We start from the raw sequence: 20,704 nt of genomic DNA, 5'->3' as shown, positions 1-20,704 counted from the left end.
CGGATCCGTCCGCCACGTACGGGCCGGAGCCGTCCGCGCGGGACGCGTCGGCGCATGAGGCGCCCGGTGACTCGGACGATCGAGGTGACCGTGACGATCGAGGCGGTCATGGCGATCACGAGGCCGGGAGCGGCGAGCCCCAGGGGCGCGCCGCGCGCCGCCGTGAGCAGGGCCGGAGTGGCCGCAGGAGCTCCAGAGGCACGGCTGCCGCACCGGACGCGAGCCGTCGCGACCGCAAAGCCTCGGCCCACCGCCGGCGCCGCAGACGCGTGTTGCTGATCGCCGTCGGCTTCGCCCTGGCGGCGGGCGGCCTGAGCCTGGCCGAACTCGGCGTGGACGCGCCGGGGTTCGCGCCCTCCCGCAACCCCGCGGTGGCCGGCGGAGAGTCGTCCGAGGTCGACGGGTCCACATCCGAGCCGAGCGCGTCCGCGCAGCCGACGGACGACAGGGCGGACGTGGGCGGGGGCAGGTCCTCCGCCTCATCGAGCCCCTCGGCCTCCCCGAGCGCCTCCGCCTCCCCGTCGGCATCGGAGTCCTCGAAGGGCGACAAGGCCACCCGGACCCCGGACGGGGAAGCCCAGTCGGCCACCCACCCCGGCTCCTCCAGGCCGACCTCCGGACCGACGACCCCGGCGGACTCGGACTCCACTGCGCCCGCCGACCCGCCCGCCTCCCCGAAGCCGTCGCCGTCCCCGTCGGAAACGTGCAAGCGCTTCCTGTGGTGGTGCTCGTAGGGCTCCGGTCGCGCGGAGCGCTCCTCGTCCGATCCCGCCGAGTGTGCGTCCTGTGCGCCGTTGAGCGGGCGCCGGCCCGGCTGGACGGCCGTCCAGGACGGTGCGGCCGACGTCCCGGTATGCCCGCACCTCAGCCGGCACGGTTCCGGTTCGGCGTGTTGGCGTCGCACAGGCCGTCGCACAGGTCGTCGCCGTGTCGCAGCTCGGTACGCGCGTCGGTCGGCCCCGAGCCTCTGACCGGGGCGGATATGCCATGACCGCAGGCGCGTTACGGAACCGTGATGAGCTTCCGCTGCAGCCCCCTTGACCGCAAGGAATTGTTAGCGCTCACAATGACCTCCGCATTCACCAGTCATCATCCGACGTGAACACGGGAGTCACGATCGTTGTGCCCCTGACACCCCGACTTCCCTTGCCTTCCTGCGCCGCCGGCTTCACCGGAAGCCCGGCGTGAAGCCGGCGGCGCGGGATCGGTCATCCACATCACAGGACTTATCGGCAGACGAGCGCCAAGGAGGTGCGGCCGTGACCCACACGCAGCTTCGGCCGCCCACCATGGCCGACGTGGCACGCCTGGCCGGCGTGTCACACCAGACCGTCTCCCGCGTACTGGGGGACCACCCCAACGTGCGGGAGGAGACGCGGGCCCGGGTGCTGCGGGCGATCGAGGAGATGGGCTACCGCCGCAACTCGTCCGCACGAGCCCTGGTGACCCGGCGCACCCGGACGCTGGGAGTGGTCGCCTCCGACACCACCCTCTACGGGCCGGCCAGTACGTTGTTCGCTCTGGAGGAGGCGGCACGCGCCGAGGGCTATCTCGTCTCGACGGTCAGTCTGCGAAAACTGACCGTGAAGGAGCTGTCCGAGGCCCTCGACCACCTCAGCGAGGGCGGGGTCGAAGGGGTGGTCGCCATCGCTCCGCAGCGGTCGGCGGTGGACGCGATGGCCGAACTCCGCCACCCGTTCCCCGTGGTGATCGTGGGCAGCGGGCCGGGAGTGGACATCCCCAGCGTCAGTGTGGACCAGCATCTCGGGGGGCGGCTGGCCACCGGCCATCTGCTGGCCGCCGGTCACCGCACGGTCTGGCACCTCGCCGGGCCCGAGGACTGGCAGGAGGCGGCCGACCGGGCCGCCGGCTGGCGGGAGACCCTCGAAGCGGAGGGTCTCGAGCCGCCCATGCTGCTGCGTGGGGACTGGAGTCCGCTGTCGGGCTACCGTGCGGGCCAGGAACTGGCCGGTTGGGTGGGCCGGGGGCTGACCGCCGTCTTCGTCGCCAACGACCAGATGGCACTGGGAGTCCTGCGGGCCCTGCGTGAGGCGGGGGTCCGAACTCCCGAGGACGTCGCGGTGGTCGGCTTCGACGACGTCCCGGAGTCGGAGTTCTTCGCTCCGCCGCTCACCACCGTCCGGCAGGACTTCTCGGCGGTGGGCAAGCGAGGCATCACCGTGCTGCTGGATCTGATCGAGGGACGGCCCCCCGCCGCCACGTCCCGGATCGCGATCGAACCCCAACTCGTCGTGCGCGCCAGTACGTTCCCGTACACCGCTCAATCGGATCGCGCACCCCTCTGACCGACAAATCGGACGCACCTGCCCAGCAGAGTGGCCGATATACCGAACGATGATCGACAGACTGGACGCAGGATGGCCGGTCCCATCGAGTACCAGCAGGTCCGTACCTGGACCGGCTCTTCAAAGGAGAAGAACATGTTCAGCAGAAGAAACTTCCTCACCGCGGCGGTCGGCGTGGCAGCCGCGGGCGGCCTGGCGGCCTGCGCCAAGAAGGACGACAGCTCCACCGGCTCCTCCTCCGCGGGCGGCACCAAGGCGCTCACGCTCGGCTTCTCCCAGGTCGGCTCGGAGAGCGGTTGGCGCAGCGCCAACACCACCTCGGTGAAGGACGCGGCCAAGGAGGCGGGCTACACCCTCAAGTTCTCCGACGCCCAGCAGAAGCAGGAGAACCAGATCTCCGCCATCCGCAACTACATCGCGCAGAAGGTCGACGTCATCGCCTTCTCGCCGGTGGTCGTCACCGGCTGGGACGCGGTGCTGAAGGAGGCCAAGGCCGCGAAGATCCCGGTGGTCCTCACCGACCGTTCCGTGGAGACCTCCGACGACTCCCTGTACGTCACGCTGGTCGGCTCCGACTTCACCGACGAGGGTCGCCGCGCCGCCAGGATCCTCGAAAAGGTCCTGACGAAGGCCGGTCACAAGGGCGCCGTGAAGATCGCCCAGCTGGAGGGCACCACCGGCGCCGCCCCGGCGATCGAGCGCGCCAAGGGCTTCAAGGAGATCATGGACGCCGAGCACAAGGACGACTGGAAGATCGTCGTCAGCCAGACCGGTGACTTCACCCGCGCCGGCGGCAAGCAGGTCATGGCGGCCTTCCTGCAGTCCAACCCGGACATCAACGTGCTCTTCGCACACAACGACGACATGGCCATCGGCGCCATCCAGTCCATCGAGGCGGCGGGCAAAAAGCCCGGCAAGGACATTCTGATCGTCTCGATCGACGGCGTGAAGGACGGCTTCGTGGCCATGTCCGAAGGCAAGATAAACGCCATCGTCGAGTGCAACCCGCTGCTCGGCCCCCAGCTGATGGAAGTCGTGAAGAAGGTCAAGAACGGCGAGACGGTCGAGCGCTGGATCAAGACCAAGGAGGGCGACTTCATGCAGGACCAGGCGAAGGCCGCGCTCCCGACCCGCAAGTACTGACCGACGCACCACTGGCAGGGAGCCTCCGGCCGACCGGCATTCCGGTCGGCCGCGCCCTGTGGGTCTGCGGCAGCTCGATCTCATGAAGGGCGCCGCCGCGACTCCGCCCCGGGCGAGGGGCTTCCAGACCGAAAACCGTGGTCCAGTCCGAAGCGACCCCTCGCGGGGCGCGATCAACCTGACACGCAGTGAACTCACCCACCGGACAAAGCCGGTGGTCCCTCGCTAGGAGACTTATGGCAGAGCCGCGGCCCGTCCTGGAGATGACGGGCATAGTCAAGGAGTTTCCGGGGGTACGGGCTCTGTCGGACGTCGACTTCCGGCTCTTCCCCGGCGAGATCCACGCCCTGATGGGCGAGAACGGGGCGGGCAAGTCCACCCTCATCAAGGTGCTCACGGGGGTCTACTCCCTGGACGGCGGCACGATCACGCTGGACGGCCGGTCCGTACGGATCGCCAGCCCGCTGCAGGCGCAGCAGGCCGGCATCAGCACGGTCTACCAGGAAGTCAACCTCTGCCCGAACCTGTCGGTGGCGGAGAACATCTTCATCGGGCGTGAACCGACCCGCCTGGGTCGCATCCAGTGGAAGCAGCTGCGCCGGCGGGCCGCGGAACTGGTGGACCGGCTCGGACTCGACATCGACGTCAGCGCCCCGCTGTCCTCGTACCCGCTGGCCGTGCAGCAACTGGTCGCGATCGTCAGGTCGCTGGGCACCGGTGACGGCGAGGGGCCGGGCACCAAGGTGCTCGTCCTCGACGAGCCGACCTCCAGCCTCGACCGCGACGAGGTCCTCCAGCTGTTCGCCCTCATGCGGCGGTTGAAGGACGAGGGCGTCGCGATCCTGTTCGTCTCGCACTTCCTCGACCAGATCTACGAGGTCTGCGACCGGATGACCGTGCTGCGCAACGGCACCCTCGTCGGTGAGCACATGGTGCGCGACCTCGACCAGGTCGGGCTCGTCCAGCTCATGCTCGGCAAGGCCATGGGCCAGCTGGACGAGCTCCACGAACATCAGCTGCGCTCCGACGCGGGCGAGACCCTGGTCCAGGCGGACGGCCTCGGCAGGACCGGCGGCATCGCCCCGTTCGACCTGGAGATCAAGAAGGGCGAGGTGATCGGGCTCGCCGGTCTGCTCGGATCGGGCCGGACCGAACTCGCCCGGCTGCTCTTCGGCGCCGACCAACCGGACAGCGGCACGGTGTCCATCGACGGCAGGCAGGTCTCGATGAGCGCGCCGAACGACGCGATCGGCGCCGGCGTCGCGTTCTGCTCCGAGAACCGCAAGAGCGAGGGCCTCGTACCCGAACTGACGGTGCGGGAGAACATCATTCTGGCCCTGCAGGCCTCGCGCGGCTGGACCCGGCCCATCCCCGTCTCCCAGCGCGACGAGCTCGTCGCCAAGTACATCAAGGCGCTGGACATCCGCCCCGCCAGCCCCGAGGCCAGGGTCGGCCGGCTCAGCGGCGGCAACCAGCAGAAGGTGCTGCTGGCCCGCTGGCTGATCACCCAGCCGAAGCTGCTGATCCTGGACGAGCCGACGCGCGGCATCGACATCGGCGCGAAGGCGGAGATCCAGAAGCTCGTCGTCTCCCTCTCCGAGGACGGCATGTCCGTCCTGTACATCGCGGCAGAGCTGGAGGAGGTCCTCCGGCTCAGTCACACCATCGGAGTGCTGCGCGACCGCCGGCTGGTGGCGCAGATCGCCAACGGGCCCGAGATCACGACGAGCCGGATCCTGGAGACCATCGCGAGCGGAGAGCACCAGTGACCACCCCTTCCACCTCGTCCCGATGGCGAGGGCTGACCCGCCATCACCTGTTCTGGCCGGTAGCGGTCCTCGTCCTCCTGCTGCTCGTCAACGTTCCCTTCACGCCCGACTTCTTCTCCATCCGCATGGCGGACGGCCACCTCTACGGCAGCCTCGTCTCGATCGTGCTGTTCGGATCGCCCCTCATCCTGGTGGCGGTCGGCATGACCCTGGTCATCGCCACCGGCGGCATCGACCTCTCCGTCGGCGCCGTGGTCGCCATCACCGGAGCACTGGCCTGCTCCTACATCAGCGACCAGTCCGACCAGAGCGCCCTGTCCGGGGTGCTGCTCGCCATGGGCCTCGGTCTGCTGGCCGCGGTCGTCTGCGGGCTGTGGAACGGCTTCCTGGTCGCCAGGATGGGCATCCAGCCGATCATCGCCACCCTGATCATCATGGTCGCCGGACGCGGTGTCGCCCAGCTGATCACCGACGGCCAGATCATCACCATCAACAGCAGCCCGTACAAACTGATCGGTGGCGGCTACTGGCTCACGCTGCCGTTCTCGATCTTCGTGGTGGCCGCGGTCGTGGCCGTCACCACCGTGCTGACCCGCCGGACGGCTCTGGGTCTGCTGGTCGAGGCGGTCGGCGGCAACGCCGAGGCCAGCCGTCTGGTCGGCATCAGGTCCCGGCGCATCAAGATCATGGTCTACATGTTCTGCGCGCTGTGCGCGGGCATCGCGGGCCTGATGATCAGCTCCAACACCTCGGCAGCCGACGGCAACAACGCCGGTCTGTGGATCGAACTCGACGCGATCCTCGCCGTGGTGATCGGCGGTACCTCACTGCTGGGCGGCCGGTTCTCCGTCGGCGGCACGGTGGTCGGCGCCCTCGTCATCCAGACCCTGACCACCACGATCTACACGATCGGCGTGCCCACCCAGACCAACCTGGTCTTCAAGGCGGCTGTCGTCATCGCCGTCTGCCTGATGCAGTCGCCGAAGTTCCGCGCCAAGGTCTTCGGTGCCAGGTTCGGCGCGAAAAGAAGCGTCACGCCGGCCGCGGCCCCGGCGGACACCGCCGCGGCGACCGAGGCCGCTCCCACGATGGAGGTGTCGTGATGAGCGCGACCACTCAAAGCCCCACTGCCTCCGGCAGCCGTACCCCCTCCAAGGCGGCGCGGCTGCTCGGTGACCGGCGTCTGCCCGTGGCGGTGACGGCTCTGCTCTTCCTGCTGATGTACCTCGGGGGCCTGGCGCGCTACCAGTTCTACGGGTTCGCCGAACCGCAGGTGTTCCTGAACCTGTTCATCGACAACGGCTATCTGCTGGTCGCCGCGGTCGGTGTCACCTTCGTCATCCTGTCCGGCGGCATCGACCTGTCCGTCGGCTCGATGATCGGCTTCACGACGATGTTCACGGCCTGGCTGGTGGAGCGCCAGGGACTTCCGCTCCTGGTCGTGGTCCCCATGGCGCTGGCGGTGGGAGCCCTCGGCGGTTTCCTGATGGGCTATGTGATCCACAACTTCGAGATCCAGCCCTTCATCGTGACCCTCGCCGGCCTCTTCCTCTTCCGCGGTCTGTGCCTGGTCATCAGCAAGGAGTCGATCTCCATCAGCGACTCCTCGGTGAGCAGCATGGCCACGGCGCAGGTGTCGTTGGGGATGGGGTTCCTGTCGATCGGCGCGATCGTCTCGCTGATCGTCCTGGGCGTCGCGTTCTACGTCCTGCACTACACCCGCTTCGGGCGCCGGGTGTACGCCATCGGCGGCAACGAGCAGTCGGCCCTGCTGATGGGTCTCCCGCAGGGCGGCACGAAGATCGCCGTGTACACCGTGAGCGGGTTCTGCTCGGCGCTGGCAGGACTGCTCTTCACCCTGTACATCCAGTCCGGTGACCCGCTGCACGCCACCGGTATGGAACTCGACGCGATCGCCGCGGTCGTCATCGGCGGCACGCTGCTCACGGGCGGCTCCGGATATGTGCTGGGAACCCTGTTCGGGGTGCTGGTGCTGGGCCTGATCAAGAGCATCATCCAGTTCGAGGGCACGCTCAGCTCCTGGTGGACGAAGATCGCCACCGGTGTGCTGCTGTGCGCCTTCATCCTCGTCCAGCGCTTCATGACGACCCGCCAGAAGTCGTGAGCCGGAACCGGCGTCACCGGCCCGCTGCCCCTGTCACCGCCGACGCTCCGCGCGGGCGGTGACAGGGGCCGCGGGCCGTGCGTCGTCGTTCGCCGCGGCGACCGTGCCGTCGAGGTGACCGTGATGGTGCAGCCGGGTCATCTCTGCGAACCTCAGTACCAGTTCGCGGCGGAAGTCACAGCGGAAGGAGGGGGAGGAGCGTGATCGCGCTGATTCTCTCGGTGATCGTGGTACTCGTCCTCGGCGGCTGCGCCTGCGTCTGGTGGGCGGCGCGCGGCGGCCCGCGCTGGGCACGCGCCGTGGCCGTCGTGACCCTGGCGGCGGCCGAACTGGTGAGCGCCGCCACCCGTACGGGACGGAAGTCGGGTTCGGGTTCAGGCCCGGACTCGGACGACTGAGAGCCGGCCGCACCCGATCGTCCGGCCACCGGCGCGCGCCGCGCCGCGCTCCTCCTGCGCTTTTACGCTCCCAGCATCCGGCGCAGCAACCCCCGCAGCACCAGCCGCTCCTCTTCCCCCAGCCCCGCCAGCGGCTCCCGTGCGAACCGCAGCGACTCCCGCAGCCCCTTGGCGACCCGCCGGCCCTCGTCCGTCGCCGCTGCCAGCTTCACGCGCCGGTCGGCCGGGTCGGGGCGCCGCTCGACCAGACCGCGGGACTCCAGCCGGTCGACGATGCCGGTCACGTTGGACGGCTCGCACTTCAGCCGGTGCGCCAGCTTGCGCATGGGAAGCGGCTCCCGGGAGAGCAGGCTCAGCAGCCGGGCCTGCGCGCCGGTGAGGGCGTGGTCGGCGGCGGCTTCCTCGTAGTCCTCGTAGAAACGGGCCACGACCTCGCCGATCAGCTCGACGACCTCCATGGTCAGAGCGTTCGGCAGCGAGGTCGTAGGGGTCGGATGTGAGGCGGCCATGGTCTCAGGGTACCCACTTATTTGACAGTCTGAAATATCCGGGCGCATGGTTGTTTCAGGTAATGAAACAATTTCCCGGCGTGCTACACGTGAAAGGCAGCTCACCCATGACCGACTCCGCCCTCCCCGCCATCAGCCGCGAATGGCGTTTGCTCAGCCGTCCCGTCGGCTGGCCGAAGCCCGAGGACTTCGAGCTCGCCGAGGCGGAGATCAGGCAGCCCGGCCCCGGCCAGGTCCTGGTGCGCAACGCGTACCTCTCGGTGGACCCGTACATGCGCGGCCGGATGAGCGCGGCCAAGTCGTACACCGCCCCCTTCGAGCTCGGCAAGGCCATGCAGGGCGGCGCGGTCGGTGAGGTCGTCGCCTCCGAGGCCGAGAACATCGCCGTCGGCGACCACGTGCTGCACTTCGGCGGCTGGCGCGAGTACGCGACCTTCGACGCCAAGCAGGCCGTCAAGGTCGACCCCGAAGCCGCACCCCTGTCCACCTACCTCGGCGTCCTCGGCATGACCGGCCTCACCGCCTACGTCGGCCTCCTGCGCACCGCCTCCTTCAAGGAGGGCGACGCCGTGTTCGTCTCCGGCGCGGCCGGTGCCGTCGGCAGCCAGGTCGGCCAGATCGCCAAGCTCAAGGGCGCCTCCCGGGTCATCGGCTCGGCCGGCTCCGACGACAAGGTCAAGCTCCTCGTCGAGGAATACGGCTTCGACGCGGCCTTCAACTACAAGAGCGGCCCGGTGAGCGAGCAGCTGCGCGAGGCCGCGCCGGACGGGATCGACGTCTACTTCGACAACGTCGGCGGCGACCACCTGGAGGCCGCCATCGGCTCCCTCAACCAGGGCGGCCGGATCGCGGTCTGCGGCATGATCTCCGTCTACAACAACACCGAGCCCGCCCCGGGCCCGAAGAACCTCGCCCGCCTCATCCAGACCCGCGGCCGCATCGAGGGCTTCCTGGTCGGCGACCACTACGATCTCCAGCCCCAGTTCGTCCGGGAGATCGGCCCCTTGGTCGCCTCGGGCGAGCTGAAGTACCGCGAGACGGTCGTCGAGGGCATCGAGAACAACCTGGAGGCGTTCCTCGGCGTTCTGCGCGGCGACAACACCGGGAAGATGATCGTCAAGGTGTGAGGCCCCCGGGTCTGCCCGTAATCCGATCCGGCCCAGGGTGACATCACCGTGACGCCGGTCCGACCCCACTCGTTGGGTACGACGGAGGCCGCATCCCTGGACGTGGGGTGCGGCCTCCGCCCGTGTCGTGCCTCAGTCCGCAGCCAGCGCCGCCCTGTGCACCGCCTTCACCAACCGCTCGTTCTCCGGTGCCGCCCCGCCCGGGAAGGCCATCCGGCGGCGGGTGTAGCCGTAAGCCAGGCCGCTGCGGGGGTCCGCGAATGCCTGGGAGCCGCCCGCACCGCTGTGGCCGAAGGCGCCGGCGTCCAGGAACGGGTACCAGGTGTCCGCCGTCGCCTGGAAACCGAGGCCGTACGACTTGTGGGCCCGGGCCACCAGGTCGTACCCGACGGAGTGGATCTGGCCGACCTCGGCGACCGTGTCCGGCTTCAGCAGGGGCCCGCGTCCGTCCACGTCGCTGATCGCCGCGGCGTACATCCCGGCGAGACCGCGCGCGGCGGCGACACCGCCCGCCGACGCCGGGCCCTTGGCGCGTACGGCGCGCGAGTTCGCGTAGCCCTCCATGCTCCCGGGTTCGGCCACATGGGTGTTGAAGGCGATCGAGGACAGGGTGTGCGGTCCCCGCGGCATCGCGTCGAGAACGACCTGCTGCGCCGCCGTCGGAGCCATCGGCTGCACGGAGCGGTAGCGGGGCTCCAGCGCCTCGGGCAGCCCGAGGAAGAAGTCCAGCCCGTGCGGGGCGCGGACCCGCTCCTCGTACACCTCCTGGAGCGTGCGGCCGGTGGCCCGCCGGACGACCTCGCCGGTGAGCGCGCCGACGACGAGGGCGTGGTAGCCGAAGGCCGTGCCCGGGCGCCAGAACGGCCGCTGGTCCGCGAGCCGTTCGGCCATCGCCCGGTCGTCGGCCAGTTCCTGCTCCGAGAAGCCGGCGTCCAGGCCGACCACGCCGGCCCGGTGCGCGAGCAGATCGCGCAGGGTCAGCGCGCCCTTGCCCTCCGCCGCGAACTCCGGCCAGTAGTAGGTGACCTTGCGGTCCAGTTCCAGCGTGCCGTCCTGGACCAGGAGCGCGGTCACCAGATGGGCCGCTCCCTTGGTCGACGAGTACACCCCGTAGAGGGAGCCGCCGTCGACACCGTCACCGGCCCACAGGTCGACGACTTTGCGGCCGTGTACGTACGCGCACACCTGGCCCTCGTAATCCGGGAGTTCCCCCGCGACGAACGCCGCGAACTCCTCACGTACCGGCTCGAAGCCGTCCGCGACGGTGCCGTGGATCTCCTGCGTCATCCGTTCTCCTCACCTGAACCGCTGCTCGCGTGTCCCACAGTGAACAACGCGCGTGCGACCTGTGCGAACTCCCTCTCGGGATGATCCCGGAAGAGAGGCTCGGTGCCGAACAGGACGGCCCCGGGGCCGCTGACCACCGAGGCCTGTCCGTCCGCCTCCGCGGGACCGCCGGAGCCGTCCTGCGGTGCTCGCCGGTCTCCACGAACGAGCGGGTTCCCGGTCGCGTACGACCGCTCCACCCGGATGTCCGGTCCGCGGTCGGTGAACCACACGGGCGCGTACCCGGGCGCCGGTGACGGCCGGTCCGGCAACCCGGCCGTCACCGGGCCCGCGTTCACCACGTGGATCACTTCCTTGGCCTCCCCGTTGCCCTCGTTCGTCCCGGCGGGGGACACGCGGGTGGCGAGGGCGGTGGCGAGCGGAACGGGTCTCGGTCTCGCAGGATCGTTTCTCGTGGTGCGCACCCGTACCTCCTCAGGGGTCTCCGGAGATCGGTACGGCGAGGTGCACCCGTTCGACTCAACCGCCAGAAGGAGAGTTGGTGTCGCGGATGCCCGGACGGCGCATCCCGGGCGGCCCGGACCGGCATGCTGAGCCAGGATCGCCCTCAACACCTTCGATCCGCTGGACGGTTCGGGCGGGAGGTGCTGCGCGCGCTGTGCGAGACGACCGCGGAGTCGTACGCCTGGTCCGGCGTTCGCCTTTCTGTAACCGATCATGTTCACACCGTTGACACCCCCCACGCCGGCCTCTACTCTCGCGCCGCCATGTAGAACGTGTGACGAAATATCGAACCTTTGAAGGCGATTGCGCTGTGCACGCCCGGAACGGCGGGAGCCCGAGGCCTGTACGGCGGGACCGCCGACCCCCTGACGTTCGGCCCGTCCAGGGCATTCGGGGATCCACTCGCACGGTACCCGTCCGGGTGCGGGCACGTCTGATGCGCCGACATGCTCTGAACGACGAGAAGAACAAGGACCCATTCACGATGCTCAACCGAAGAGCTGCCCTCGCCGCCCTCGCCGGAACCGCCTCCCTCGCCTTCACCGTGTCCGCCTGCGGCGAGGAGAGCGAGGGCAGCACCCGCAGCCGCTCCAAGGGCGGTACCGTCGGCATCGCCATGCCGACCCGGTCCTCCGAGCGCTGGCTCACCGACGGCAAGAGCGTCGTCAAGAGTCTGAAGAGCAAGGGGTACAAGACGAAGCTGGTCTACGGCGACGACAACCCGAAAGCCCAGTTGTCACAGATCGAGGCCCTGGTCGAGCAGGGCGTCGACGCGCTGATCATCGCGGCCATCGACGCCAAGTCGCTGAACGGCGTGCTTCAGCGGGCCGCCGACGCGAAAATCCTGGTGATCTCCTATGACCGGCTCATCCTCGGCACCGGGAACGTCGACTACTACGTTTCCTTCGACAACGAGATGGTCGGCCGGCAGGAGGCCGGCCACATCATCGAGAAGCTCGGCCTGGCGAAGGGCAAGGGCCCGTTCAACATCGAGCTCTTCGCCGGTTCCCCCGACGACAACAACACCAAGTACTTCTTCAACGGCTCGATGGAGCTCCTGCAACCGTATCTGGACAGCAAGCAGTTGGTCGTCCCGTCCGGTCAGACCCGGATGGGCCAGCTCACCACCCCGCGCTGGGACGGGCCCACCGCGCAGAAGCGCATGAGCCGCCTGCTCGCCCGGTGGTACGTCGGCAGGAAGGTCGACGCGGTCCTGTCGCCGTACGACGGCATCTCCCGGGGTGTCCTGTCCGCGCTGGAGTCGCAGGGCTACGGCTCCGCCGGCAAGCCCTTCCCGGTCGTCACCGGCCAGGACGCCGAGCTGCCCTCGGTGAAGTCGATCATCGCGGGCCGGCAGTCGCAGACCGTCTTCAAGGACGTCCGCGAGCTCGCCGACGCGGCCGCGTGGATGGTCGACGACATCCTCAAGGACCGGGTGACGCGGATCAACGACCGATACAACTACAACAACGGCGTCAAGGTCGTGCCCGCCTACCTGCTCGAGCCGCAGAGCATCGACAAGACCAACTACGACATCCTGGTCAGGGACGGCTACTACACCGCCAAGGAGCTGAAGTAGCGACGGGAACCGGGCCGAGTCCGTCCCCGGGCCGCGCGACCGCGGCCACCACTGGCTGGACCGCCTGGGCCGACCTCCTCTGACCCCGGCGGCGTACGCCGACGTGGTGTGGGGGTGGCTGCCCGTGCGCGGGACGTGCCCGCGCCCGTGACGGTTGTCGGCCGGGGCCCACGGGCTCCTGATCCGGGCAGCGCGATCGAGCTGTGACCGGTGCCGGTTCGGTCCTGGAGGGAGTCGATAGAGTTTTCCCATGCGCGATCTCGGGGCAGGGTTCAAGTACCTCCTGAAGGGCCAGCACTGGGTGGCCCGTCACGGCAAGCAGTACGGCTTCGGCCTGCTCCCGGGCCTGATCACCCTCGTCCTCTACGCGGCGGTCCTGGTCGCGCTTGCCCTGTGGGGCGAGGACTTCGTCGGCTGGGCCACCCCCTTCGCCGACGACTGGTCCAGCCCCTGGCTCGGCCTGTTCCGCGGCTTCCTCACCGCGGTCCTGTTCGCGCTCGGGCTGCTGCTGTCCGTGGTCACCTTCACCGCGGTCACGCTCCTCGTCGGCCAGCCCTTCTACGAGAACCTCTCCGAGAAGGTCGACCGGGACGTCTCCCCGGACGGCACCGCCCCCGAGTCGGGGCTGCCGCTCTGGCGCGAGCTGTGGATCTCGGCGCGCGACAGCCTCCGGATCGTCGTGCGGGCCGCCGTCTGGGGCGTCCTCCTCTTCGCGCTCGGTTTCGTCCCGTTCGTCGGCCAGACGGTCGTCCCGGTGGTCGGTTTCTTCGTCACCGGGTTCTTCCTGACCGAGGAACTCACCGCGGTCGCCCTGCAGCGCCGCCGCGTCGAACTCCGCGACCGCCTCGCCCTCCTGCGCGCCCGCAAGACGCTGGTCTGGGGCTTCGGCACCCCGCTGGCCGTGGCCTTCCTGGTGCCGTTCGTCGCCGTCTTCCTGATGCCGGGCGCGGTCGCGGGAGCCACGCTGATGGCCCGCGACCTGCTCGGCGAGGAGACGGCCGACGGCCGGCCGGACGGCGACGAGAACACCCCGCCGGCCGTCACTCCGACTACTGCGACTGCTCCGGCTCCTGCGATCCCGCCGCCACCGCCAGGATCGACCGCACCTGGGCGATGATGTCCAGCCGGTTGCGCACGAACTCAGGGTCGGTCACCGTTCCGGTCGCCGGGTCCGTGTTGCCGGCCCCGAACTGCAGTACGGGCGTGTGCACATGCCCGCCCGGCAGCACGTCGTGCAGTCCCAGCCGGTCCCGCAGCAGAGTGGCCCGGTAGGCGATCTCGTTGGACAGGTAGTTCCCGCCGCCGCCCTCCCGGGCGCTCGACCCGGGCGTCGGCCCGTCCGGCCGGACGACCGGCTCGGTGCCTCCCGCCGGGATCTCGGTCACCTTCGTGTTGTCGTACACGGGGAACCGTCCGGTGTCCGCGGCCACGATCTTCGCGTACGGCAGGGTCGTCGTCGTCCACTGCGGCTGCGAGGCCGGGTCGGTTACGGGGACGGTCCCGGTCACGCCGATGGTGTCGTTGTCGCCGAATCCGCCCCGCCAGGCCCCGTTGGTCCGCTCCACGTCGAAGCGGCCCACGCGCCCCTGGCTCACCGTGGTGAAGAGGTCCACCTTCCTCAGATACGGCCGCAGTGTCCGCTCCACCGTTCCCTCCGTGAAGTCCTGCCAGCGCACGGGAAAGACGACGGTCTCGATCCGCGCCGGCCCGTCCGCCGTCTCGATCACCGTGCCGTCGAGCGCCAGCGCGGTGGCCCCGGACGGGTTGGAGATCCGGATGTCCCGGTCCAGCGTGAACGGATCGAACCCGGTGACGAGGATCCGCTTGACCTTCTTGCCCTGGGGATAGCGGACGGCGGCCTGCCCGCGCGAGGTCCGCTCCAACTCGTCGAGCAGCGCGGTCCGTCGGGTGGCGGACAGCCCGAAGCCCGGCGCCCAGGTGCGCACCTGGCGGGTCATCTCCAGCCGGGCCCAGTACAACGGCCGGTCGTCGTCCCGGCTGAGGTCGCCTCCGTCGGGCCCCCGCCCCTGCGCCCGTTCCACGGCCCGCCGCCACAACGCCGACCCGTCCCGTACGACGAGCCGGCGGGCCTCGGCGTACGAGCCCGCCGCGCCGAGTTCCCGCGCGAACCGGGCGGTCAGCGAGTCGAATCCGGACCGCCGGAGTATCTCCTGCGGCACCGCCCCGTCGAGCCGCCGCTCCTCGACGGTGGGCGAGGGCGCGGTCTCGGCGGTCGCGGTGGTGCTGGGGGCGGCCAGCCCCGCCAGCAGGGTCAGTCCGATAACACCGATCCGAACACGTAGAGAAGTCAAGGCAGTTCGAGCCCTTCTGTCGCCGTGGGGGGAAGCATTGCCGCTGCCGATCGGCCGCAGTATCGCGTGACAGAAGTGGTCTACGCCATGGGGTGTGACTCAGGCGACGGGCGGGGCATGGGGTTCACTCGGTGGTTGTTCCCCCGGCAGTGGTTCCCTCGGCTGTGCTTCCCCCGGCGGTGGTTCCCCCGGTGGGGGACGACTCGCCCAGCAACGCCAGGAAGTCCCGGAACGCGCCCGGCATGTCCACCGAGTCCGGGTCCAGCAGCCACTGGTACTGCAGCCCGTCCATCACCGCGACCAGAAGAGGGGCCGTGCGCTCGGGGGTGAGTCCGTTCGGCAGGCGGTCGCCGTACTCCGTGCGCAGGGCCGCCACCATCGACGTCCGGACCCGGACGTAGCGCTCCGTGAAGTACTCCCGCGCCGGATGCCCGTCCGTCACGCTCTCGCCGAGCAGCGCCGAGAAGGTCTGCACGATCCCCGGGCGCGTCGCGTTGTACTCGACGAGCGACGCGAGCAGTTCCGGCCGCCAGGTCCCCGCCGAGACGGCGTCCCACTTGTCGCGCTCCTCCAGCACGGCGACCAGCAGCGCGTCCTTGCTCGGGAAGTGGTGCAGCAGGCCCTGCTGGGTCAGCCCGACCCGCTCCGCCACCGCGGCGAGGCTCGCCGCCCGGTAACCCCGCTCGGCGATGACCTCCAGGGCCGCCCGGACGATCTCGGACCGCCGCTCCTCGCCCCGGGCGCTGGTCCTCTGCCTGGCGTTCATGACGTCACCGTACGTCATCCCGACCATCGTAAAATAACGACAGGATAACGAAACCTACCGATCACCAGGTTAGCGATGCACGATGGAGCCACCGCACGGACGCGTCAATGAGGAGGCACCGCGATGGCGGCACCCTTGGGAACCACCCCGGCCGACACAGCCCGCGAGGCCGCCGTCGAGGCCGCCCTCCGCAAGCTGGACCTGGACGCCAAGACCCGGCTCCTGTCCGGAAAGGACATGTGGTCCCTGCCCGCCCTACCGGAGATCGGCCTGCCGTCCCTGGTCATGTCGGACGGACCCATCGGCGTCCGGGGCGTGCGCTGGACCGCCGACGACCCGTCGGTCGCGCTGCCCTCGCCGACCGCCCTGGCCGCCACCTGGGACCCCGAACTCGCCCGCCGGGCCGGGGTGCTGCTCGCCCAGGAGGCCCGCCGCAAGGGCGTCCACGTGCTGCTCGCGCCCACCGTCAACCTGCACCGCTCCCCGCTCGGCGGCCGGCACTTCGAGGCCTACAGCGAGGACCCGTATCTCACGGGCGTCATCGGCTCCGGCTATGTGACCGGCGTCCAGTCCGGCGGCGTCGGCACCACCGTCAAGCACTTCGTCGCCAACGACGCGGAGACCGACCGGTTCACCGTGAACAACCTCGTCTCCGAGCGCGCCCTGCGCGAGCTGTACCTCGCCCCCTTCGAGGCGATCGTCGAGAACGCCCGCCCCTGGGGCATCATGACCGCCTACAACTCGGTCAACGGCCCCACGATGACCGAGCACCACCACCTGGTGAACGAGATCCTGCGCGGCGAATGGGGCTTCGACGGCTTCAACGTCTCCGACTGGACCGCCGCCCGCTCCACCGTCGGCGCCATCGAGGGCGGCCTCGACGTCGCCATGCCCGGCCCGCGGACCGTGTACGGCGAGGCCCTCGCGCAGGCCGTACGGGACGGCGAGGTGGCCGAGGCCAAGGTCGACGCGGCCGTCCGCAACGTCCTGCGGCTCGCCGCCCGCGTCGGCATCCTTCAGGGCGCCGAACCGGTCGTCACCGAGCTGCCCGGGACCGTCGACGGCGAGTCGCTGGCCCGCGAGATCGCCCGCCGCTCCTTCGTCCTGGTCCGCAACGAGAGGGGCGCGTTGCCGCTGAGGCCGAACGGCACCGTCGCGTTGATCGGCGCCGCCGCCCGCGACGCCCGCGTCCTCGGCGGCGGCTCCGCCACCGTCTTCCCGGCCCGGACCGTCTCCCCGCTCGACGGACTCACCGCCGCCCTCCCCGACGGCACCCTCAGCTATGTCGTCGGCGCCGACCCGAACACCGAACTCACCGCCGCCGACAAGGGTTTCGAGCTGCACGCGGTCTGCCGTGACGCCGCGGGCACGGTCATCGGCACCGGCATGGCCCCCAGCGGCCTCCTCCAGTGGATGGGTGACGACCTGCCCGAGGGCGTCACCCACGACACCCTCCACACCGTCGAACTCACCGGCACCTTCACCCCGCGCGAGTCCGGCCGGCACACCTTCGGCATCAAGGGCCTCGGCGCCTTCACCCTGCGCGTCGACGGCACCACGTACTACGACGACGTCCAACGCCCCGCCAAGGACGACCCGTTCATCACCTTCTTCGGCGCCCCCGAGCCCCGCGCCCAGGTCGAGCTCACCGCGGGCCGCCCGGTCGAGGTCTCCCTCACCCACGTCGTCCAGCTCCCCGAGGGCCTCGCGATGAAGGTCGTCACCTTCACCCTCGCCCACCAGGAGCCCCAGCGCGACCCGGACGAGCTGATCGCCGAGGCCGTGGCGGCCGCCCGCGCCGCCGACACGGCCGTCGTCGTGGTCGCCACCACCGAACGCGTCGAGTCGGAGGGCTACGACCGCACCGACCTCGCCCTCCCCGGCCGCCAGGACGACCTGGTCCGCGCGGTCGCCGCCGCCAACCCGAACACCGTCGTGGTCGTCAACTCCGGCTCCCCGGTGGAACTCCCGTGGCGCGACGAGGTCGCCGCCGTCCTGCTGAGCTGGTTCCCCGGCCAGGAGGGCGGCGCCGCCCTCGCGGACGTGCTGACCGGCGCCCACGAGCCCGGCGGCCGGCTGCCCACCACCTGGGGCGCCCTGGCCGACGCCCCGGTCACCCAGGTCACCCCCGACGACGGCGTGCTCCCCTACAGCGAGGGCGTCTTCATCGGCTACAGCGCCTGGGAGAAGGCGGGCCGCACCCCCTCGTACCCCTTCGGCCACGGCCTCGGCTACACCGACTGGACCTACGAGTCCGTCGAGGTGCGGGGTACGACCGTGACGGTCCGCGTCCGCAACTCCGGCACCCGCGCCGGCCGCGAGGTCGTCCAGATCTACCTGGCCCCCGCCGAGCCCGACGCCGAGCGCCCGGCCCGCCGCCTGGCCGGCTTCGGGGGAGTGGAGGCCGCCCCCGGCGAGGTCGTCGAGACCACCGTCGAACTACCGCGCCGCGCTTTCGAGACCTGGGACGAGAAGACCAACTCATGGTCATTTGTGAAGGGTTCGTACGAAATCCAGGCGGGCCGCTCGATCTCCGACCGCCGGCTCACCGCGACCATTAACGTCTGACTGCGGGAACCATCCCCCACAAGCAGCCCCGGCCCGGGACCTGACCCCTGGGCCGGGGCTCGTGAGCCACACTTAGCGGGTGGAGAACCCGTACACCGTCTCCGACCGGAACACCTCGCCCGGCCGCAGTACCGTGCTCGGGAACTCCGGACGGTTGGGGGAGTCGGGGAAGTGCTGGGTCTCCAGCGCGATCCCGTCACCGGGGGCGAAGGGCTCGCCCAGGTGGTCCGCCGTGTAGAGCTGGAGACCGGGCTCGGTGGTGGCGACGGTCAGCACCCGGCCCGACGCCGGGTCGTGCAGCTCGGCGACCTCGACCGGGGCCCCCGTCACGCCCTTGTCGAGCACGAAGTTGTGGTCGTAGCCGGCGCCCGCCTTCCGTGCCGCCCGGAAGTCGAAGCGGGTCCCCGCCACCTCCTCCAGGACACCGGTCGGGATCAGGTCCGCGTCCACCGGGGTGTACCGGGACGCGGCGATCCGCAGCTCGTGGCCGCCCGCGTTGCCCGATCCGCCCAGGTTGAAGTAGCTGTGATTGGTCAGGTTCACCACCGTCGGCGCGTCCGCGACCGCCTCGTACCCGATCCGCAGGGCCCCGGACTCCTCCAGGGTGCAGGTCGCCGTGACCTCCAGCCGCCCCGGAAAGCCCTCCTCGCCGTCGGGACTGACCCGGCTCAGCCGCACCCCGTGCGCCACCGGCTCCACGTCCCACACCCGCTTGTCGAAGCCCCGCTCGCCGCCGTGCAGGGAGTTGGGCGGGTTGTTGGGCGCCAGCACGTACGTCTCGCCGTCCAGCGTGAAACGGGCCCCCGCGATCCGGTTCGCGTACCGCCCGACCAGCGCGCCGAAGTACGGCTCCGGGTGCGCCAGATAGCCGTGCAGGTCAGCGAACCCCAGCACCACGTTCCCGGCTCGCCCCTCCCGGTCCGGCACCTCGACCGACTGCACGATCCCGCCGTACGACAGGACGCGTACGCGGACACCCGCCCGCTGCAGGGTCCAGCGGTGGACCGGGGTGCCGTCGGGAAGCGCGCCGAAGAGTTCGTTCATGTCCGGAACTGTAGTCACGCGCTCCGGGGCGCGGCTTGCTCCCTCCGCCTCGCGTCTTCGTCTCTCCGGCTCAGGCCCCTTCTCCTCCGGCTCAGGCCGCCCCTCCTCCGGCTCAGGCAGCCTCTCCTCCGGCTCAGGCCTTCTTCCCGGTGACCGTCCTATAGGCGATCTCCGCCAGCCGCGCCTGGCCGTTCACGCTCGGATGGAACCAGTCGAACTGGCTCAGCTGGCCGGTGCCGAAGCGGTAGTCGTACACCGCGCCCCCGTCGAACCGGCAGTGGCGGTCCTTGGCACAGACCTCTGCCAGCACCTTGTTGTAGTCCTGGACCCGCTTCTGCACGATGTCCCGCCGGGCGGTGGCCGCCGCGTCCAGCGCGTCCGCGTCACCCAGCATCGACGGGCACAGGCCCAGCTTCCACACCTGCTTGCCCACCGGGTTGGTCCGGCCCTCGGACCACAGCCGCTTCAGGTTCGGCACGCTCGCCACGTACACCTGCGCCTCGGGCGCGCTCTCGCGCAGGGTGCTCATCGCGTCCTGGAAGCCGGCCCGGAAGTCGGTCACCGAGGTCATCGCCGCCGTGCTGTTCCGGCAGGCGTCGTTAGCGCCCACCATCACCGCCACCAGATCCGGCTTGCGGGCCGCCGCCTTGCCCATCTGAACCGGCAGATCCGCCATCCGCGCCCCGGTCACGGCGTAGTTCCAGCTCCGCTCGGCCGCCCTCGCCCGCCCCAGCAGCCGTACGGCGAGACTGTCGACCTCGGCGCTGCCTCCGGTCGCCCAGGACACCTCGGGACAGTCCGTCAGCACCGCGCACGCGTCGAACCCGCGCGTGATGGAGTCCCCCACGGCCGCGATGGAGGCGGGACTGCTGTCCCACGTCGGCGTCGGGGACGGCTTCGCCTTGTGGGCGCCGGTGCCGCTCGGGCCCGGCGAGTCGCCGCCGACGGCATCACAGCCGGCGACCCCGAGAACGGCCACCGCAGCGGCGGCGAGCACGGCACGCGAGCGATGACGCTGCTTCCGCATCCGGTGGTGATCCCCTCGGTCGACACGCGATGGACCCCCCATCGCGATCCTCCAGTGCACTTCCAGCCCTTCCCGCCCCCGCATCCATAACAACGCGCGGGAGTTCCCGACCACGCTCCGTGGAACGTTTCGCCCCCGTACAAGCGTCCTGCCGGGTGAAAGGCGGGTGTTTCGGGGCACTGGGACCGACGGTACGTCACACTCCTCGCCCCGCCGCACGGTAGCCTCGCCCTCAACGTG

At 70.3% G+C, this 20,704-nt stretch carries 18 protein-coding genes; 10 read left to right on the top strand and 8 right to left on the bottom strand.

The genetic code is table 11. The annotated features are described in order from the left end of the window. Positions 1-115 precede the first annotated feature (115 nt). Positions 116-709: a hypothetical protein gene (locus ACIBK3_RS04010; protein ID WP_399361594.1), complete on the bottom strand. Its 594-nt coding sequence runs from the start codon at positions 707-709 to the stop codon at positions 116-118. A 550-nt stretch (positions 710-1,259) separates the two neighbouring features. Between ACIBK3_RS04010 and ACIBK3_RS04005 the strand changes: the two genes are divergently transcribed. The 6 genes from ACIBK3_RS04005 (at position 1,260) to ACIBK3_RS03980 (ending at position 7,741) form a co-directional block, all read left to right on the top strand. Beyond that, positions 1,260-2,306, top strand: coding sequence for a LacI family DNA-binding transcriptional regulator (locus tag ACIBK3_RS04005; protein WP_399361592.1), 1,047 nt, complete (start codon positions 1,260-1,262; stop codon positions 2,304-2,306). A gap of 135 nt (positions 2,307-2,441) precedes the next feature. After that, the gene (locus tag ACIBK3_RS04000; RefSeq protein WP_399361591.1) at positions 2,442-3,449 is read left to right on the top strand and encodes an ABC transporter substrate-binding protein; all 1,008 of its coding nucleotides are present in this window, start codon (positions 2,442-2,444) and stop codon (positions 3,447-3,449) included. Between the two features lie 236 nt (positions 3,450-3,685). Continuing rightward, positions 3,686-5,218 carry a sugar ABC transporter ATP-binding protein gene (locus tag ACIBK3_RS03995; protein WP_399361589.1) on the top strand — a complete coding sequence of 511 codons (1,533 nt, stop codon included), beginning with the start codon at positions 3,686-3,688 and terminating at the stop codon, positions 5,216-5,218. Further along, complete coding sequence (locus ACIBK3_RS03990; RefSeq protein ID WP_399361587.1) at positions 5,215-6,321, top strand: ABC transporter permease; 1,107 nt, start codon at positions 5,215-5,217, stop codon at positions 6,319-6,321. Before ACIBK3_RS03995 ends, ACIBK3_RS03990 begins: the two co-directional genes overlap by 4 nt. Further along, the gene (gene yjfF / locus ACIBK3_RS03985; protein WP_399361586.1) at positions 6,321-7,343 is read left to right on the top strand and encodes a galactofuranose ABC transporter, permease protein YjfF; all 1,023 of its coding nucleotides are present in this window, start codon (positions 6,321-6,323) and stop codon (positions 7,341-7,343) included. The genes ACIBK3_RS03990 and yjfF overlap by 1 nt, the downstream gene beginning before the upstream one ends. A gap of 200 nt (positions 7,344-7,543) precedes the next feature. Then, positions 7,544-7,741, top strand: a complete 198-nt coding sequence (locus tag ACIBK3_RS03980; protein ID WP_399361583.1) for a hypothetical protein — start codon at positions 7,544-7,546, stop codon at positions 7,739-7,741. Positions 7,742-7,803: 62 nt separating this feature from the next. Here ACIBK3_RS03980 and ACIBK3_RS03975 read toward each other — a convergent pair whose 3' ends face one another. Continuing rightward, positions 7,804-8,250: a MarR family winged helix-turn-helix transcriptional regulator gene (locus ACIBK3_RS03975; RefSeq protein WP_399361582.1), complete on the bottom strand. Its 447-nt coding sequence runs from the start codon at positions 8,248-8,250 to the stop codon at positions 7,804-7,806. A 107-nt stretch (positions 8,251-8,357) separates the two neighbouring features. Between ACIBK3_RS03975 and ACIBK3_RS03970 the strand changes: the two genes are divergently transcribed. Beyond that, positions 8,358-9,377, top strand: a complete 1,020-nt coding sequence (locus ACIBK3_RS03970; RefSeq protein WP_399361580.1) for an NADP-dependent oxidoreductase — start codon at positions 8,358-8,360, stop codon at positions 9,375-9,377. A 132-nt stretch (positions 9,378-9,509) separates the two neighbouring features. On the opposite strand, the gene ACIBK3_RS03965 is transcribed toward ACIBK3_RS03970, so the two are convergent. Then, a complete protein-coding gene (locus ACIBK3_RS03965; protein WP_399361578.1) occupies positions 9,510-10,664 on the bottom strand; it encodes a serine hydrolase domain-containing protein in 1,155 nt (384 codons plus the stop codon). Then, positions 10,661-11,128 (bottom strand): hypothetical protein, encoded by a 468-nt coding sequence (locus ACIBK3_RS03960; RefSeq protein ID WP_399361576.1) that lies wholly within the window; start codon positions 11,126-11,128, stop codon positions 10,661-10,663. Before ACIBK3_RS03960 ends, ACIBK3_RS03965 begins: the two co-directional genes overlap by 4 nt. 524 nt (positions 11,129-11,652) lie before the next feature. On the opposite strand from ACIBK3_RS03960, the gene chvE reads away from it, so the two are divergent. Together chvE and ACIBK3_RS03950 are read left to right on the top strand one after the other, a co-directional pair. Next, positions 11,653-12,747: a multiple monosaccharide ABC transporter substrate-binding protein gene (chvE, locus tag ACIBK3_RS03955; RefSeq protein ID WP_399361574.1), complete on the top strand. Its 1,095-nt coding sequence runs from the start codon at positions 11,653-11,655 to the stop codon at positions 12,745-12,747. 250 nt (positions 12,748-12,997) lie between these two features. Further along, positions 12,998-13,864: an EI24 domain-containing protein gene (locus ACIBK3_RS03950; RefSeq protein ID WP_399361572.1), complete on the top strand. Its 867-nt coding sequence runs from the start codon at positions 12,998-13,000 to the stop codon at positions 13,862-13,864. On the opposite strand, the gene ACIBK3_RS03945 is transcribed toward ACIBK3_RS03950, so the two are convergent. Both ACIBK3_RS03945 and ACIBK3_RS03940 read right to left on the bottom strand, forming a co-directional pair. Further along, positions 13,797-15,059 (bottom strand): pyroglutamyl peptidase, encoded by a 1,263-nt coding sequence (locus tag ACIBK3_RS03945; protein WP_399361570.1) that lies wholly within the window; start codon positions 15,057-15,059, stop codon positions 13,797-13,799. The two genes, ACIBK3_RS03950 and ACIBK3_RS03945, sit on opposite strands and share 68 nt — an antisense overlap. 124 nt (positions 15,060-15,183) lie before the next feature. Further along, positions 15,184-15,843: a TetR/AcrR family transcriptional regulator gene (locus ACIBK3_RS03940; RefSeq protein WP_399361568.1), complete on the bottom strand. Its 660-nt coding sequence runs from the start codon at positions 15,841-15,843 to the stop codon at positions 15,184-15,186. A gap of 105 nt (positions 15,844-15,948) precedes the next feature. Here ACIBK3_RS03940 and ACIBK3_RS03935 point away from each other — a divergent pair, with 105 nt between their 5' ends. After that, complete coding sequence (locus ACIBK3_RS03935; RefSeq protein ID WP_399361566.1) at positions 15,949-18,393, top strand: beta-glucosidase H; 2,445 nt, start codon at positions 15,949-15,951, stop codon at positions 18,391-18,393. 72 nt (positions 18,394-18,465) lie between these two features. Here ACIBK3_RS03935 and ACIBK3_RS03930 read toward each other — a convergent pair whose 3' ends face one another. Both ACIBK3_RS03930 and ACIBK3_RS03925 read right to left on the bottom strand, forming a co-directional pair. Next, on the bottom strand, positions 18,466-19,437 hold the full coding sequence (locus tag ACIBK3_RS03930; protein WP_399361564.1) for an aldose epimerase family protein: 972 nt from the start codon (positions 19,435-19,437) through the stop codon (positions 18,466-18,468). Positions 19,438-19,570: 133 nt separating this feature from the next. Continuing rightward, positions 19,571-20,464, bottom strand: coding sequence for an SGNH/GDSL hydrolase family protein (locus tag ACIBK3_RS03925; RefSeq protein WP_399361562.1), 894 nt, complete (start codon positions 20,462-20,464; stop codon positions 19,571-19,573). Positions 20,465-20,704 lie beyond the last annotated feature (240 nt).

Source organism: Streptomyces sp. NPDC050287 (genome assembly GCF_044459385.1).
In the GTDB taxonomy this organism is placed as follows: Bacteria; Actinomycetota; Actinomycetes; order Streptomycetales; family Streptomycetaceae; genus Streptomyces.
The sequence above is the reverse complement of the archived record's forward strand: the minus strand, read 5'-3'. Positions and strand labels throughout refer to the sequence as shown.

Bases quoted from the DNA above. Each gene is read 5' to 3' on its own strand.
- ACIBK3_RS04000 (WP_399361591.1), top strand. From the start codon at position 2,442: ATGTTCAGCAGAAGAAACTTCCTCACCGCGGCGGTCGGCGTGGCAGCC.
- ACIBK3_RS03995 (WP_399361589.1), top strand. From the start codon at position 3,686: ATGGCAGAGCCGCGGCCCGTCCTGGAGATGACGGGCATAGTCAAGGAG.
- yjfF (WP_399361586.1), top strand. From the start codon at position 6,321: ATGAGCGCGACCACTCAAAGCCCCACTGCCTCCGGCAGCCGTACCCCC.
- ACIBK3_RS03975 (WP_399361582.1), bottom strand. From the start codon at position 8,250: ATGGCCGCCTCACATCCGACCCCTACGACCTCGCTGCCGAACGCTCTG.
- ACIBK3_RS03970 (WP_399361580.1), top strand. From the start codon at position 8,358: ATGACCGACTCCGCCCTCCCCGCCATCAGCCGCGAATGGCGTTTGCTC.
- ACIBK3_RS03965 (WP_399361578.1), bottom strand. From the start codon at position 10,664: ATGACGCAGGAGATCCACGGCACCGTCGCGGACGGCTTCGAGCCGGTA.
- chvE (WP_399361574.1), top strand. From the start codon at position 11,653: ATGCTCAACCGAAGAGCTGCCCTCGCCGCCCTCGCCGGAACCGCCTCC.
- ACIBK3_RS03950 (WP_399361572.1), top strand. From the start codon at position 12,998: ATGCGCGATCTCGGGGCAGGGTTCAAGTACCTCCTGAAGGGCCAGCAC.
- ACIBK3_RS03940 (WP_399361568.1), bottom strand. From the start codon at position 15,843: ATGACGTACGGTGACGTCATGAACGCCAGGCAGAGGACCAGCGCCCGG.
- ACIBK3_RS03935 (WP_399361566.1), top strand. From the start codon at position 15,949: ATGGCGGCACCCTTGGGAACCACCCCGGCCGACACAGCCCGCGAGGCC.
- ACIBK3_RS03930 (WP_399361564.1), bottom strand. From the start codon at position 19,437: ATGAACGAACTCTTCGGCGCGCTTCCCGACGGCACCCCGGTCCACCGC.
- ACIBK3_RS03925 (WP_399361562.1), bottom strand. From the start codon at position 20,464: ATGCGGAAGCAGCGTCATCGCTCGCGTGCCGTGCTCGCCGCCGCTGCG.